The organism is Mesorhizobium sp. USDA 4132 (assembly GCF_056279545.1).
The window spans coordinates 877,575-891,030 of sequence record NZ_JBWCCP010000002.1; the positions used below are offsets into that span (position 1 = coordinate 877,575).

The following is a 13,456-nucleotide window of genomic DNA, read 5'->3' on the forward strand; positions in this document are numbered from 1 at the left end:
GCCATGCTGTCCGCCGCTGATCTGGCGGGCCGTCTCGCTCAAGACGCCGAGGCGGTCTGCCGCCACTATCTTTCCGCCGGCCGCCGGGCCGGCAACTACTGGCTCGTCGGCGACGTCGCCAACAGCAAGGGCCGATCGCTCTACGTGCATCTGGCCGGCCCGCGCGCCGGCAGGTGGACTGATGCGGCAACAGGCCAGTTCGGTGACCTGCTCGATCTCGTCCGCGAGGCCTGCGGTCTCGTGGACTTCCGTGACGTTGCCGAGGAGGCGCGTCATTTTCTCAGTCTGCCCCAGCCCGAACCGGTGTCGGACCTCAGGGGCGACGTAAGTGACGCCTCTCCGGTCGAGCGGCCGGCGACAGAGCGGGCACGACGGCTGTTTCGAATGACGCAGCCGTTGGCGGGTACGCTCGCCGACATCTATCTGCGCGAACGCGGCATTCTGCGGGCGTCCACCCATGCGGCGCTCCGTTTCCATCCGTCCTGCTATTATCGCGATCTCGTCACTGCTCGGACGACCAGCTATCCGGCCCTTATTGCGGCAGTGACCGATGCGGCCGGAGCCATCACCGGCGTGCACCGCAGCTGGCTCGATCCCGCTGGCGTCGGCAAGGCCAAGGTGGATGATCCGCGCCGTGCTCTCGGTGGGTTGCTCGGTAATGGCGTCCGTTTCCGCTATCCCGTCACCGATCCTGTACCGGTCCTGGCAGCGGGCGAGGGCATCGAGACCATGCTGTCCTTGTCACATGTGATGCCAGGCATGCCGATGGTCGCTGCCCTGACGGCCAATCATCTCGCGGCCTTCAACTTCCCGCCCGGATGCCGGCGTATCTATATCGCGGCCGACGCGGATGCCGCCGGCCGGCATGGGATCGAGGGATTGAGCCGTCGGGCACAGGAGGAGGGAATCCTGCCGCTGGTGCTGTCGCCGGAGCTCGGCGACTTCAACGAGGATCTTCGCTGGCTGGGCCCCGACCGGCTGACCGCCGGTCTACGGGCGCAACTCATTCCGGAAGACGCGATGGCCTTTCTGCCCTAATGAGCTTCGCAGGAATCAGGGGGCGGGGGCGCCAGCCGCGTGGGCGAGAGGACGGTCCGGGTGCCGGCCCCCCTTGTGGATGCGCGCCCGCGGGCCTGTCGAGAGGCGACCCTTACCACGCGGGCCTCCGGACCTTCAGCGGGTCGGTCGGGTTTCTTCCCCTGCCGGGCCATTTTCGCGCATCGGCCCGAAAAACGGTTCCCACTTTTCGGGCCGATGCGATGGCCCGTCATTCCTCGCGGATCAAGAAACCCTTCCTCCGCCGCCCGGCGCTTCGCTGGGCCGCTGCGCTTCGCTTGCGGTTCCGGCCTCGGCCCGCGTGACCGGGTTCGCCGTCAGGCCGCGAGAGGCGCGGCCCACCGAACGGAGACCACCATGGACCTGATCCTTTCCGCCGACGCCGGCTTCGAGCCCAACCACGCTTCCTCCCCGACAGACCGCTTCATCTACGAAATGCAGGTCTTCGGCTATCGTCCCTTCCAGGGCGAGCCCGACCCGCGGCCATTGCCCGAAGAGCCGATCGTCCAGGCTTCGCTCACCGCCGTCTTCGACGCCCTCGCCGAGATGCTCGGCGATACCCGGCTGGAGCCCGATCTCGAAGATCTGTTCTGGTCGATCCCCAATCTCTTCCATCGCGCCGGCGAGCGCATCCAGCGCGAGCTCGACCGAAACGAGGAGGCGCAGCGCACCGGACAGCGCGAACAGGACGGCTCCGAGGTGAAAAGTGTCGAGCTCGAGCGTCTGATCGCCGAGGGCATCACGCTGTTGGAACGCCGCAATGCCTTCGAGTTCATGCGCGATTTTTCCGCCGACCTGTTCGAGGCGCAGACCGGATCGTCCTGGCGACCGCGCACCGGCTCCAAGGTCAATCACGCCCATATGACCGCGGCGATGATCGACTCCAGAGATTTCCTTTCGGCTCGCCGTCGCGCCGAGACCGAGGTGTTGATCCCCGCCGGCACCAAGATCGCGTTCTCTGGCGGCATGGACTATAACGATCATGAGCGGATCTGGGCGAAGCTCGATCAGGCGCATGCGAAACATCCCGACATGGTCCTGTTGCATGGCGGCTCGCCAAAAGGCGCCGAACGTATCGCCGCCTGCTGGGCTGAAGCCCGCAAGGTGACGCAGATCACTTTCAAGCCCAACTGGACCAGGCATGCCAAGGCTGCGCCGTTCCGGCGCAATGACGAGATGCTTTCGGTCATGCCCGTCGGATTGATCGTCTTTCCCGGAAACGGCATCACCGGCAATCTCGCCGACAAGGCACGCCGGCTCGGCATTCCGGTCTGGCAGGCTTCAGGAGACGGCGCGTAAGCGCCGTCTCCCCGGATACATGGAAAAGATGGAAAATATGGGAAAAATGGAGTATATGGGAATCGAAGTGGAGATCTTTGCGATGAAGCAGTTCACGACAGGCGACCTCAACAAGCAGATCGGCGATATCACCGATGCGGCGAGCCGCGAGCCGGTCATGCTCACCCGGCACAAGAAGCCGCGTTTCGTGCTGATGAGCTACGAGCACTATGAGCGCATGCGCAGCGGTGGCGACCCGCGCCGCGCCTTTCATATCTCGGAAATGCCCGCCGAGCATGCGGAACTGTTCGACGAGGCGCTCGATCGGCTAGCACGCGGCGAAGGCTACGACGATGAGCCGTGAATTCCGCCCCGGCGAGGTCATCTCCTATCCGTACCTGTGGGCCTGGCAGCAGCAGCGCGGCGAAACCGAGGGCCGCAAACAGCGCCCCGTCTGCGTTGTCATCGCTATCCGAAGTGCAACCGATGGAAATACCCATCTCGCGCTTCTCGCCATCGCCACGCAGCCACAGACGGCTCGCATCGCTCTGGAGATCCCGGAGATCGAGCGCAAGCGTGCGGGCTTAAGTGATCTAAAGCAGTGCTGGATCATGGTCGACGAATACAATTACGATATCCTCGAACGCTCCTGGTACATTGAGCCCGATCAGGACATCCTCGGCCGCTTCAGCAAACCCTTCATGGTGAAGATCGCCAGACTGTTTGCCGAGGCGCGCGGCCGAACCGGCCGGGTCAGCCGCCTCGACTAAGGCGTGCCGCCGCTTCATGCCGCTTCTTACGCGTCTTGTTTCCCACCGCCCTCCCGAAGTCGTCTCCGCCACGGCGCATCTCTGACGCTATCTGATTGATGCGGCCACGATTGCGTAATTGGCCGGCCCATCGCGGGCGGTTCTCGATCGATCTCGATGCCTGACCGTCGCGGCACTCCGGGGCGACATCCCTTGAAATCAGGTCTGTTACTCGGTTTCGCTCCGCAGAACTGCAGTCGCGTCAGGGAAAGGCCGACAGTTCGAGTGTCATGCCGACCGAAGCCGTCTTCGATGATGAGGATGGATAAGGACGGTGCTGATCACTCGCGTCGCGTCGGACTGGTTGACGGCTAGCGTCCTTTGACCCGAACACCACCGACGCATGTCACGAGCGCGGCACTCCGCGCGGCAGCAAACGGCCGCCACGGCGAGGTCTCCTGCCGACGTCGCAATCAAAGACCATTCCCGTTCTTTTGTCGCCTTTCTAAGGGACCGGCCGCGATCAGCGTCAACCCGCAAGGGGTTTCCCTTCGCTACGCTGCGGTGACGCCTGCGGCGCGGCCCCTTCTTCGGGCGCCATCGGGAATGGTCCCGATGCAACGAAGGAGACAATCCCATGGCTACCACGATCGCAACCCTCACCGAAAAGACCGACGGCACACTCGAAGGCATCTTCGCCACCATCCGGGTCAACGCCCCGATCGCCATCGTCCCGAACGCCAACAAGGCGAGCGAGGAAGCACCCGACTACCGCATCATCCACCGCAAGACCGGTTTCGAAATCGGCGCCGCATGGAACCGCATCTCCCGCCAGACCGGCGAGGAATACATCTCCACGAAACTGGAAGCGCCCGAGATCGGCGTGATCTTCGGCAACGTCGCCCCGGCGCCCGGCGGGGAGCCCGGCAAGAAGGTCATCCTCTGGAACAGCCCGGCCTGACTGGGACTGCCGGCCTCCTAGCGGGGCCGGCTTCTTCTCCCAGCCAGCAACCGGCAACAAAGGATCTCCCCATGAGCCGCTATACCACCACCGTTACGAAAATCGCCTCATGTCACGTCGACCCAGACGCCACTATCGGCTATGATCGCCCTCTGCAGACGTTCTTCCTTCAGGCTTTCGCAACTCCCGATGGCGCGGATCTCGAACTTTGGCTTGGTACGGAATATCAGGAATTCGAAACACTTGCAGCCTTGCGCGCTGCAGCTGTCAATCAAGGCTTTGATTTCGTGCCGCTCGCATCTGGCACTCTTCACCGGCTGCTGGACGATCATAGCCGTGAAGCAGTCCGACCGGTCAGTGAAACGATCGTTCAGGATCTGCTGAACAATGCTGCTCCCTGCTGAGCGGCGTATTTCAAAAAACAAACAGCCCGGCCACAAGCCGGGCTGTTTTTATGCCTGCTCACAAGATCACTTGTTCAGCGCGTCCTTGAGAGCCTTGGCCGGCGTGAAGGCTAGCTTTTTAGCAGCTGCCACCTTGATAGTCGCGCCGGTTGCTGGATTGCGAGCTTCGCGCTCCGGCGTATTTTTGATTTTAAACTTGCCGAACCCCGGAAGGCTCGTTTCGTTGCCGGCAATAGCTGCTTCGGTGATCGATGCAATCACCGCTTCGACAATCGCCTTGCCCTGTGCTTTGGTTACGCTGTGTTCGCCGGCGATCTTGTCGGCGATTTCGTTTGTGGTCGTCATTTCTTCTCTCCGCATCGAAGTTGATCCGAAATCCCTGACAGGCGGAAGTCGGCCTGTCATTGACGCGATGCCGAAGAAGTATTCCGCAACCCCGGATTTCCACAGTTTCCAACGGGTCGATAGCCCTTCTGGCGTTTCCTGCGGGCGAGATCCAGGAAATGCATCGCAGCCTCACGCTCCGTCGCGAACACCTCGGTCTTTTCGCCGCCGCGCGATCCGATCCGGCCCCAGCGGCGTACGACGGCCATCTCTGCGAACAGGGTCGGCTGCATGGACAGGGCATAAGAGCGTGCCATGTTTTTCGTCGCGTCGATGCGCTGGCAATAGAGCCGGAAGGTGTAATTCGCCATGGGCAAACGATGATGAAGAGACGCCAGCGTGTCCGACGACAGTTTTGAATCGATGGAGGCGCTTGGATTCACGACTTTGATGAATGCTGGCGATCATCGAGGAGTCACGATAGAAGTCGCTTTTCATCAACGGGTAGACGGCGATGGACGACGCACTCACGATCGACAGCCGTGGAGATTTCGGCCTATGGGCGATCGAGGCCGCCAAGCAGATCGTCGGCGAACAGCGGTTCGAGCTGGCGAAAGCCGCGCGGGACGGCACCGAGGGAGAACTTCGTGACGCGGGAAGCAGGCCTCGGGCAGGCAATCACCAATGCGCTCCTGGAAGTTTATGACGGGTTGCTGGACGGTGCCCAGGACGAATAGGCTGACGACCTAGGCCGGCAGCGGCGGCATCTCACCCTCGGTGACCCGCCAGATCCAGGATTCAAGATCCGGCCGCGCATCGATCATCTCGCCCAAGGCAGCCTGGAAGTCATCACCGGCATCCGGTGGGACGATATAGAGCGCGCAGGGCAGGGGCATTGCTTCGGGTAGGACCGCATTTGCTAACGGGTGAATGCGCGGGAGATTGAACCTCAACCCCTTTACCGACTTGGAGCGCAGGCGCCCGAGTCGATCGACAAGCAGCTGTTCATAGGCGCTCTCGATCGGCAGCCATTGTTCGGTAACAGCCATCAGGGCAATCTCGTTGATGGTGGTAATGCCGGCTGGCGTGCCCCCTATCGTCATGATCGCCATCAGATGCGATGTCTCGGTGCTCTGCCAAAGCATCAGCTCCGTTTCGAACCGCCGTTGCAGGGACCGCCATGCAGGCTCTTCGAGATAGAGCCGGAAGCCCGGCATGTGTTTGATCACCACCTGACGGCCGTTGCGCGCCTCTGCGAACTCCTTGATCTCCCCAATCAGCACCATCAGCTTTTTCGCCCCGGTCGCCACCTGGAATAGAACGCCAAGTTTCTGCGTTCGCCGCTGTTCGATCGCCGCCTTGTCGTCGGTGCGAAACGGTTCGGGGATGAACAGCCGGTCGGCCAGCGCCTCCCCACGGACCTCCATCAGCCGGGCGGCTTCGCTCAGGTGATGATAGACCTGCCACCAATGTCGCTTCCCAGACCAGTGCGCCGTCCATTCCGTCAGCCCGCTTTCGTGCCAGAGAAAATGCAGCAGTCCACGCAAAGACATTTTTTTCGTCTCGTTCCTCACACTGTCGGCTGACGCGACGCTCCCGTCTGATCTTGCGACCGCGCCGCGCTTCGACAGTGAGAAGTCCAGCTTCAGCGATGCGGTACCGGCGGTCGGATCGAACTTGATCGCGCGCCCCATCAACGGCCCAAGGCCTGACAATTCGTAGGGCGGTTCGTATGAAGGGCAGGCCGGATCGTGTTTGCCGCCCGAGAGCGGCATGCGCTTGATCACCAGCTGGTCGCCGATATCGGCCACATACATCGGGACCGGCGGTTGGCAGCAGAGGCAAAGCGGACGAACCTTTTCACGATAGGCGTCGGTCAGCAGATCCTGAAAGCCTTCATCACCCTCTTCAAGGACTGTGCCATCGAGCAGGAAGCGCCTCATGCGAACAGCTCCGGCCGCGCGTGAGGTGACGGCGAATATGGGTGCCACACGCGAGGAAAACCTGTCTGTTCAGATCGGCCGATTGTGCCGGACGGGCAAAGCCAGCTCAAGGCCGCGCGGCCCCTCCAAATTTCTCGTCCCTGCGTTTCACTCCGCTCCGATAAATTCGGCTCCTCCGCGCGCCGGCTCTGCCGGTCGTTCCGAGCCTTGACCTGTCCTTCCCCGCCCTGCGTGCCGTCGTCATCTTCCTCAAACGTCAAGGAGACGACGATGTCTATCGAAGACCACATCGAAGAACTGCGCGCCGAAGCCCGCAATGCCGCCACCATCAAAGAGCGCCGCCAGATCGAAGCCGAACTTGACCTGGCCCGTGCCGAACTTGCCATCATCGAAGCCGAGCGCGATGGCACCCTGGACGCTGAGCCGCCTTTCTGAGACGGCTTTCTTTCTACGTATCCCACTGCGGCCCATCCAAGGCTTGGGCCGCGCCTCAATAGCTGTTCTCCTTCAGATAAAAGTCGAGCGCCGCCTTCACCACCTGCGTCATCTTCAGATCGTTCTCGTGCGAAGCTTTTTGAAGGCGCGCTTTCAACTCGTAATCCAAGGCGATGTTGATGAAGAATTTCACGCTGCGCTGTTTTGATCGTTTCAGGTTTTTCAAGCTGTAGCGGACATCCTCCTGCGCGATTGCCCGCGCCTCGGCCGTCTCTCGCCGCTGCTCTTCAGTCGGTTTGGGCAGCATCTGAGCCGGTGGTTTGTCGACTGGCAGGGTCGGCTCGCTGCTCGGCGAATTGGACCTCTTATCCGATTTTGATTCAGGCTTGCGAGATGCGATAGAGAAATCCTGGATGTCGAGAACGGATTTGCTCATGCGGCGCCCTCGAGTTCGGCCGCCGCCCTACGCTGCTCGATCTCATCTACGAGTTGATGAACTTCAAGCCGGGCCTTGCGAACAGGATCAGTGAGATCCTGCATTTGCAAGGTCCCGAGGCCGTTCTGGATTTCGCGGTATATATTGCGCTCGAAGAGTTCTGTGTCGAGGAGGCCTGTCCGGTACTCGGCCGCAACCAAGCCGGCCACAAACGGTCGGATGTACCGATAGGCTTCGAGATTTCGGCCCGGCACGGAAATCCGCGTCCTGACATTGAAATGGGTGATCGAAAGGCCGTATCGGTCGTTGATCTCATTGACGGCCGCCACGGCTTGGCCCGCCGCCTCCAGTTCCTTGATTGCCGGCTGGATTGGTGAAATCACCAGTTCGGCCGAGCGGATGATGGCTGTCTGCAATGAACTGTCGATGCCCGGTGCATCGATGACGACGAGATCGAATGCCTTACCTAGATTGTCGATGGCCTGCTCGATCGAGCGTTGCGTCGATGCCTGGGTGAGTTCGATATTATCCGGGACATTGGCTTTCTCGGCGCATAGCCGCCACCAGCCTGACAGGTTTTGACGGTTGTCTGCATCTACAAGAAGAACCCGCTCGCCGCGAAGGGCATATTCCCCCGCGATCAACGTGACGAGCGTGGTTTTTCCAGCCCCGCCTTTGTTACTCACTGCCGCATAGGTTCTCGGCATCTGGCCGCCTCCGCACGTGGTGAAGATGGCCGCATCATGGACCGCGAGCAGGGAGTGAGGCAAGCAAAAAATGAACACATCATATTCATATCTTAAAACTGTCGCTGTCCAAGCTATAAGCGCTTGGTACGATGCGGAATATATTCCGCATCCCATCGATCGACAGCGCATCTGTAGCGATGCAAGATACGTTACGGACCTAAAAACAGTTGCTACATTCTTAAATAACATTGTTTTCCAATTGCTGTGTAGATGTGGACCACACAAGCGCGCTTCAAATGAGGGTTGAATGTGTTGGCGGGCGCAGCATCAGCGCAACACTTCCGAGGCCACTCCAAGGGAAATCATTTGAGGGGCATTGGGCTGAAATAATGTTACCGATACAGTAAAAAAAATTGGCAGGATACGCAATTTTGTGATACAAATTTGCTGACGATCGACGGACGAGCCGTCGATGGGCCTGCGGCCTGTTTCGAGGAGGTGCCGATGAGCCCGTCTTCAGCGTCCCAGATCGTGCCGGTGATCGGCCCCGAGCGGAAGTCAAGGGTGGTCCATGCACGGTTTGGCGCGACCGAGATCAGCATGATCGAGGCGGCGGCAAAAGCAGCCGGCCTGACCGTTTCGGCTTTCGTGCGGTCGCTCACATTGGAAGGGGCCGGCGTACGTCCGTTCCTGACTGACGCCGATCGAGCCGTGCTTGGCCTGCTCTTATCAGAGGTGAGGGCGGTTGGAGTAAACCTCAATCGGCTGGCGCGAACTGCAAACCGCCGGGGGTCCCCTGTCGGGGAGGAAACGAGATTTGTCGGTGATGATGTTCACCGGGTGCTTGCCGCGGTGCTGCTCGAACTGAAGTCCTATGCAGAGCGAGGTGCACGTTTCCGCAGCGGTAAACGCTGATGGAGATCTTTCTCGGAGCATTCACGGCAGAATGGGAACAACGCAAAGCCGCCTTCCTTCACGACCTGTCGCTCGGCCGGCGCCCGTTCGAAGACGATGACGAACGGCGCCGCCGGAGCGGCTCCGTCGCAGCGGCTCAAGGGGCAAGAGGGTTGAAGGTCAGGGGGTTCCTGCTTGGGCACACGTATTCCAACTTTTCTTGCCGGAGCGGCGCTCGCCGCCCGGCCGACCGGCCAATGCGGGCACGATTTGCTGGACTTGCCGCGGGTAGCCAGCCGGCGGTTGTGAAGATGGCATCGTTCGGTGGCGGCGCACGGCTCGGCGCCATGATCAACTACGTCTCTCGCAACGGAGAGGTCGTGGTAGAGAACGAACGCGGCGACCAGCTTCGCGGCAGGGATCAGCTCTCTGCGGTCGGCGGTGAGTGGGATCATCTTATGAAGAACCGAGCCGAAAGCCGCGACATCGGCCTGTTCAAGATCTCTATCGGGCACGCCGCCGGCGCCGACGGTGAATTCTTCGAACGAGGTCGCGAGATCGTCAGCTACGCTCTGGGCGGCCGAGCATTCGCTTTTGCCGTTGCCGAACAAACCGATGCCACAGGCTTCGAAATCCAGGGTGTCGCCGTGCTCCGCGACCGGCACGGCGAACGGCTGACAGGCGACGACAAAGCGACGACCATCGTGCAGAAGCGGTTGGAGGCGGCGCGGAGTGGAGAGCGCGACATCCGGTTCCAGTTCACCGGTTATGGTAATGGCACAGACTACGGAGCCAGCCGTGTTCGCAGGCTTGTCGAAAACTATCCAGGAAGGGTACAGGACGAGCAGGGGCGGCCGGTCATGGACGCTAGGCGGGCCGGCGAACTTGTCCAGCAGGAATGGCGAGACCAGCTTCACAGCCGAAAACCGCGCGACGTGATGCACCTGATCATATCGGCACGGGCAAGCACCGATACCGTTGCGTTTCAGGATGCTGCGCGGGACTTTCTCGGCAGCCAATTTGGCGGGCATCGTTACGTATTTTCGCTGCACGATGCGTCCAGCGATCCAAAGGCTGAGGCCGCGGGCGGCAAGCGTCCGCATGTGCACGTGCACGCGATTGTCGCGATGCGATCGGATGCCGGCGACAGGATCGAGACTACGATTCCCGCCTTTCGGCAATGGCGACTGGTTATGGCCGAGAAAGCGCGTGCACACGGCATCGACATGGAAATGACCGATCGCCGTGATCGCGCGAGCCCACCGAGCTATACCAAAAACCAGGTTCGCCCACTGAATACAGTCGGTCGCACCGTATATGAGGGAACGACCCAAGCTGCGGATTTCCGTTATAGGTCGAAACGTGCCGATGTCCCCTTCCGAGCTTCCACCGCGCGCAGCCAGATCTACATGCAAGCTGCCCGGGAAGAGTGGAGCAATATATTGAATTACGGTGCTTTTCACGCTCATTCTGATTTTGTCAACGCTCAGATAACGCGCCTTGAGGATCGAAGAAGGCCTATCGGAGTGTCGAGTCGCAGCGACAGGGACGCCACAAATTCTGCTTCGCAATTTCGAATACAGGTGGTAAAGTTGTCTGAGCTTGTTTCGGAGGGTGAAGATATGCACCATATGACAAGGTCGGAGTTCGTGACCTACGAGAAGCGCGTCGAGACGTCGCTTTTCCAGGCCGAACGCGCCATGTCGTCGGATAACCGAAAGGACTTCGAGGAGATCGCTGCGGCAGCACGGGAACACGTGGCTGCGCGGCGTGAACTGATGGAGTTTACCGAAGAGCAGACGTCAAAACGGCCTGCGTCGAGAGAGAGTTTATCTCGAACGGCTGATCGTGAAGACGAGCAACGGCGATGGAGTGACGCCGTTGAGCGGCATGGCCTTGATGCTGCTGCAGCGGCCAACAAGGCTCTGGTCGATATCGAACGGGTTCGAGGCGCCATTGAACAGCTGCAAGGGCGCGAGCAAATTGATGACGGTGCGCGGACCTTGAAGGAGGAGTTGCGCCTACAACTGTCCAAGGCAGCGGAGCTCGGGGCGAGCGGCAATGCGTTGATCCGCGACGCCGCAGAAAGAGACGTTGAACTCAAGACGGCAATTCTGAACGCCGAGCGAGAGCGCCGATTTGCAGAGCGAGACAAACGCGAGGGGTCCGGGGCGGCCGATGCCGTCGCGAGGCCTGGTCGCGATGCCGCGAACGATAAGGTAGTCCAGGATCCCGCTACAGTCGGGAGGACATCGTCATCGCAGAAGGGAAGCGTAAGGACAGACGCCGAACCAAGCGGTGACACGACGAAGGACGATCCCGCCAAACAGCACGTGCCCCGCCTTGAGGAGGTGCAGCGACAGGCGGACCACGATCGGGATGACCGTGAAAGGTGAGGTGATCATGTGTGACCGTGATAAGCGAATTTTCGTTGAAGAGCCTTCCCGCTCTAACGAAGGTTGGGCTAAGGCCTGTGGATTAATATTTGTTGCGATCATGGCCATTGGCATTGTGGACCACGCGCTCACGTCTGCATGGCTTATGATAGCGAGATGGGTTCAGTGACCTGCGGATTCCGGAGCGATCAGCGGATTGGTGCTCCCGTACGGGAGCGCACCCCCTTAATTTCCGTTCAAGCCTCGGTTATGTTCCCGCTCGGGAGCGCGACATGGCACGCAAGCAGAGCATCAAAAGACGAGATAGTACAGAATGAGTTGCGAGCGGGCGCGACCGCCGCGCAAGATCTCGCACGACTTCTCGCAACTGTCCCCGCGCCTGTAGAGGCCCTCAAAAACATAAGTGAAAACATCCCGACCGACAGCAGTCTCGCCAAGTCGGCTCCGTCGGCTGCCGAGATCGCCAGCGGTTTCGCAGGCGAGCGCCGTGGGCGAGGTCAGCGGTTCTCTCTCAAAGATCGATGTCAAACTGCCCGATATTTCGCAGCGAATTCAGGCGTCACTGCCGCTCACTCTTGACGACCTGCTATCCCAAGTAGGGCCATCAGCCGAAGAGAAGCAGATCAACACACCCGAAGATCTCGGACGGATGGTGCGCCGCGCCCGTGAAGAACGCCGGCTTACCCAGCAGGCCCGCGCAGATCTCGCCGGCGTCGGTCGCCGGTTCATTCCCGAACTCGAAAACGGCAAGACGACACTGGAATTCGACAAGGTCCTGAAAGTGGCCCGCGCCGCCGGCATTTCGTTGTTCGCGCGAGAACGCTGGCGCCGATGGTAGGAATGGGCTGGAAGCGTTCGGACCGGCTTCATGCCTTGGGCATAGAGGGCGCTCCGCTCAACGAGCGGATGGCCCGAACGGCGCGGACGATCTTTGCGACAGACATTCGTGGTGAAACGGTCGCATCCGCGCGGCCTCAAAAAGGTCGGATCGCCTACCTGATCACGGTCCAGAACAAGAAGCGAAGATCTGGATGGCGCTATGCCGGCGTGTCCCACGGGTTCACGAGCGCCACTTCCATATCCTTGAAGTGCTTGATGTTGCGAGTAACCAGCGTCATATGTCGGGTGAAGGCTGTCGCTGCAATATAGGCGGCATTGATCGGTCTGGGATCGGGCACATGCCATTGGGCGGCCTTGACGGCTGCCGCCTCGTCCAGCGGCAGGATGCGGCCGGAAAATGCTGTGAGGACTGTTTTTTCCAGCCAGTTGCGCAACACCTTCCCGGCGGCGGCATCTTTGTGCTCCACCAGCCGGACGCCAATCTCCAGCTCATGCAGAACCACGGACGAAATAAATGTTTCGGCCGGATCGACGGTCTCGCTCCAGACCACGACACTGGGATCAGCCCGGCCGGTAGCCACCTTGCGCAGCTCGGACACGACGTTCGTATCAAGCAGCAACATCAGAACAGATCGACCGGCTGGGCATGTTCCGCACGGGACGGCAGCGGCAAGTCGACGTCTTCCGCGCCCGGCGCTGCCAGCATGTCACCCAGCGTCCGATTTTTACCGGTAAGCCTCTTGTACTCCTCGAAAGATAAGAGGACGTGCGCCGGACGACCTCTGTCGGTAATGATTACCGGCCCGTCCTTGGCGGCGCGCTTTGCGCGACCGAGATCGTGATTGAGTTCACGGCCTGAAAGTGTGGTGATGGTCACGACAAGCCTCGACGCATGTGGTTACGTAGCTACATCTAGTCCACGGAAACCGAAATTGCAAGAAGCGGGCCCACGCGCTCCGGCGACATGACGAAAAAGGGACGGCTGGCCAGCTCGTGTGTCGCGAGGACGAAGCCCCCTGTCCGGAGGAGTTCAGGAGCAGGTTCGGAAAGA

Annotated in this window: 17 protein-coding genes and 1 pseudogene; 11 read left to right on the top strand and 7 right to left on the bottom strand. The window is 60.7% G+C overall.

Going from position 1 to position 13,456, the window contains the following annotated elements; translation table 11 throughout:
• Window positions 1-3 precede the first annotated feature (3 nt).
• From ACZ9IU_RS26815 to ACZ9IU_RS26840, 6 genes are all read left to right on the top strand, one after another.
• The gene (locus ACZ9IU_RS26815; RefSeq protein ID WP_040124890.1) at window positions 4-1,038 is read left to right on the top strand and encodes a DUF7146 domain-containing protein; all 1,035 of its coding nucleotides are present in this window, start codon (window positions 4-6) and stop codon (window positions 1,036-1,038) included.
• A gap of 375 nt (window positions 1,039-1,413) precedes the next feature.
• Entirely contained in the window at window positions 1,414-2,355 is a 942-nt protein-coding gene (locus ACZ9IU_RS26820; RefSeq protein WP_040124889.1) for a DUF2493 domain-containing protein, read from the top strand.
• A gap of 82 nt (window positions 2,356-2,437) precedes the next feature.
• Window positions 2,438-2,698, top strand: coding sequence for a type II toxin-antitoxin system Phd/YefM family antitoxin (locus ACZ9IU_RS26825; protein ID WP_040125807.1), 261 nt, complete (start codon window positions 2,438-2,440; stop codon window positions 2,696-2,698).
• The gene (locus ACZ9IU_RS26830) at window positions 2,688-3,104 is read left to right on the top strand and encodes a hypothetical protein (protein WP_040124888.1); all 417 of its coding nucleotides are present in this window, start codon (window positions 2,688-2,690) and stop codon (window positions 3,102-3,104) included. Before ACZ9IU_RS26825 ends, ACZ9IU_RS26830 begins: the two co-directional genes overlap by 11 nt.
• A 616-nt stretch (window positions 3,105-3,720) precedes the next feature.
• A complete protein-coding gene (locus ACZ9IU_RS26835; RefSeq protein WP_040124887.1) occupies window positions 3,721-4,044 on the top strand; it encodes a DUF736 domain-containing protein in 324 nt (107 codons plus the stop codon).
• A gap of 71 nt (window positions 4,045-4,115) precedes the next feature.
• Complete coding sequence (locus ACZ9IU_RS26840; protein ID WP_040124886.1) at window positions 4,116-4,448, top strand: hypothetical protein; 333 nt, start codon at window positions 4,116-4,118, stop codon at window positions 4,446-4,448.
• Between the two features lie 66 nt (window positions 4,449-4,514).
• Here ACZ9IU_RS26840 and ACZ9IU_RS26845 read toward each other — a convergent pair whose 3' ends face one another.
• Entirely contained in the window at window positions 4,515-4,793 is a 279-nt protein-coding gene (locus tag ACZ9IU_RS26845) for an HU family DNA-binding protein (RefSeq protein WP_040124885.1), read from the bottom strand.
• Window positions 4,794-4,849: 56 nt separating this feature from the next.
• Entirely contained in the window at window positions 4,850-5,143 is a 294-nt protein-coding gene (locus ACZ9IU_RS26850) for a WGR domain-containing protein (protein WP_040125806.1), read from the bottom strand.
• Between the two features lie 143 nt (window positions 5,144-5,286).
• Here ACZ9IU_RS26850 and ACZ9IU_RS26855 point away from each other — a divergent pair.
• Window positions 5,287-5,509, top strand: a pseudogene (locus tag ACZ9IU_RS26855) (hypothetical protein).
• A 9-nt stretch (window positions 5,510-5,518) separates the two neighbouring features.
• Here the strand turns inward: ACZ9IU_RS26855 and ACZ9IU_RS26860 are convergent.
• Window positions 5,519-6,715, bottom strand: a complete 1,197-nt coding sequence (locus ACZ9IU_RS26860; protein WP_040124882.1) for a DUF1173 domain-containing protein — start codon at window positions 6,713-6,715, stop codon at window positions 5,519-5,521.
• A 270-nt stretch (window positions 6,716-6,985) separates the two neighbouring features.
• On the opposite strand from ACZ9IU_RS26860, the gene ACZ9IU_RS26865 reads away from it, so the two are divergent.
• Window positions 6,986-7,150 carry a hypothetical protein gene (locus tag ACZ9IU_RS26865; protein ID WP_173426779.1) on the top strand — a complete coding sequence of 55 codons (165 nt, stop codon included), beginning with the start codon at window positions 6,986-6,988 and terminating at the stop codon, window positions 7,148-7,150.
• Between the two features lie 55 nt (window positions 7,151-7,205).
• On the opposite strand, the gene ACZ9IU_RS26870 is transcribed toward ACZ9IU_RS26865, so the two are convergent.
• Both ACZ9IU_RS26870 and ACZ9IU_RS26875 read right to left on the bottom strand, forming a co-directional pair.
• Window positions 7,206-7,586: a hypothetical protein gene (locus ACZ9IU_RS26870; RefSeq protein ID WP_244447563.1), complete on the bottom strand. Its 381-nt coding sequence runs from the start codon at window positions 7,584-7,586 to the stop codon at window positions 7,206-7,208.
• Complete coding sequence (locus tag ACZ9IU_RS26875; protein ID WP_040124881.1) at window positions 7,583-8,293, bottom strand: ParA family protein; 711 nt, start codon at window positions 8,291-8,293, stop codon at window positions 7,583-7,585. The genes ACZ9IU_RS26870 and ACZ9IU_RS26875 overlap by 4 nt, the downstream gene beginning before the upstream one ends.
• 486 nt (window positions 8,294-8,779) lie before the next feature.
• On the opposite strand from ACZ9IU_RS26875, the gene ACZ9IU_RS26880 reads away from it, so the two are divergent.
• From ACZ9IU_RS26880 to ACZ9IU_RS26890, 3 genes are all read left to right on the top strand, one after another.
• Window positions 8,780-9,190, top strand: coding sequence for a plasmid mobilization protein (locus tag ACZ9IU_RS26880; protein WP_040125804.1), 411 nt, complete (start codon window positions 8,780-8,782; stop codon window positions 9,188-9,190).
• A complete protein-coding gene (locus ACZ9IU_RS26885; protein ID WP_040124880.1) occupies window positions 9,190-11,565 on the top strand; it encodes a hypothetical protein in 2,376 nt (791 codons plus the stop codon). The genes ACZ9IU_RS26880 and ACZ9IU_RS26885 overlap by 1 nt, the downstream gene beginning before the upstream one ends.
• A 487-nt stretch (window positions 11,566-12,052) precedes the next feature.
• Entirely contained in the window at window positions 12,053-12,403 is a 351-nt protein-coding gene (locus tag ACZ9IU_RS26890; RefSeq protein WP_244447562.1) for a helix-turn-helix transcriptional regulator, read from the top strand.
• 199 nt (window positions 12,404-12,602) lie between these two features.
• Here ACZ9IU_RS26890 and ACZ9IU_RS26895 read toward each other — a convergent pair whose 3' ends face one another.
• Both ACZ9IU_RS26895 and ACZ9IU_RS26900 read right to left on the bottom strand, forming a co-directional pair.
• The gene (locus ACZ9IU_RS26895) at window positions 12,603-13,028 is read right to left on the bottom strand and encodes a type II toxin-antitoxin system VapC family toxin (RefSeq protein ID WP_040124877.1); all 426 of its coding nucleotides are present in this window, start codon (window positions 13,026-13,028) and stop codon (window positions 12,603-12,605) included.
• Window positions 13,028-13,282, bottom strand: a complete 255-nt coding sequence (locus tag ACZ9IU_RS26900; protein WP_040124875.1) for a type II toxin-antitoxin system Phd/YefM family antitoxin — start codon at window positions 13,280-13,282, stop codon at window positions 13,028-13,030. The genes ACZ9IU_RS26895 and ACZ9IU_RS26900 overlap by 1 nt, the downstream gene beginning before the upstream one ends.
• Window positions 13,283-13,456 lie beyond the last annotated feature (174 nt).

Coding starts and splice junctions, on each gene's coding strand:
- ACZ9IU_RS26815 (WP_040124890.1), top strand. CDS start 4: ATGCTGTCCGCCGCTGATCTGGCGGGCCGTCTCGCTCAAGACGCCGAG.
- ACZ9IU_RS26820 (WP_040124889.1), top strand. CDS start 1,414: ATGGACCTGATCCTTTCCGCCGACGCCGGCTTCGAGCCCAACCACGCT.
- ACZ9IU_RS26825 (WP_040125807.1), top strand. CDS start 2,438: ATGAAGCAGTTCACGACAGGCGACCTCAACAAGCAGATCGGCGATATC.
- ACZ9IU_RS26830 (WP_040124888.1), top strand. CDS start 2,688: ATGAGCCGTGAATTCCGCCCCGGCGAGGTCATCTCCTATCCGTACCTG.
- ACZ9IU_RS26835 (WP_040124887.1), top strand. CDS start 3,721: ATGGCTACCACGATCGCAACCCTCACCGAAAAGACCGACGGCACACTC.
- ACZ9IU_RS26840 (WP_040124886.1), top strand. CDS start 4,116: ATGAGCCGCTATACCACCACCGTTACGAAAATCGCCTCATGTCACGTC.
- ACZ9IU_RS26845 (WP_040124885.1), bottom strand. CDS start 4,793: ATGACGACCACAAACGAAATCGCCGACAAGATCGCCGGCGAACACAGC.
- ACZ9IU_RS26850 (WP_040125806.1), bottom strand. CDS start 5,143: ATGGCGAATTACACCTTCCGGCTCTATTGCCAGCGCATCGACGCGACG.
- ACZ9IU_RS26860 (WP_040124882.1), bottom strand. CDS start 6,715: ATGAGGCGCTTCCTGCTCGATGGCACAGTCCTTGAAGAGGGTGATGAA.
- ACZ9IU_RS26865 (WP_173426779.1), top strand. CDS start 6,986: ATGTCTATCGAAGACCACATCGAAGAACTGCGCGCCGAAGCCCGCAAT.
- ACZ9IU_RS26870 (WP_244447563.1), bottom strand. CDS start 7,586: ATGAGCAAATCCGTTCTCGACATCCAGGATTTCTCTATCGCATCTCGC.
- ACZ9IU_RS26875 (WP_040124881.1), bottom strand. CDS start 8,293: ATGCCGAGAACCTATGCGGCAGTGAGTAACAAAGGCGGGGCTGGAAAA.
- ACZ9IU_RS26880 (WP_040125804.1), top strand. CDS start 8,780: ATGAGCCCGTCTTCAGCGTCCCAGATCGTGCCGGTGATCGGCCCCGAG.
- ACZ9IU_RS26885 (WP_040124880.1), top strand. CDS start 9,190: ATGGAGATCTTTCTCGGAGCATTCACGGCAGAATGGGAACAACGCAAA.
- ACZ9IU_RS26895 (WP_040124877.1), bottom strand. CDS start 13,028: ATGTTGCTGCTTGATACGAACGTCGTGTCCGAGCTGCGCAAGGTGGCT.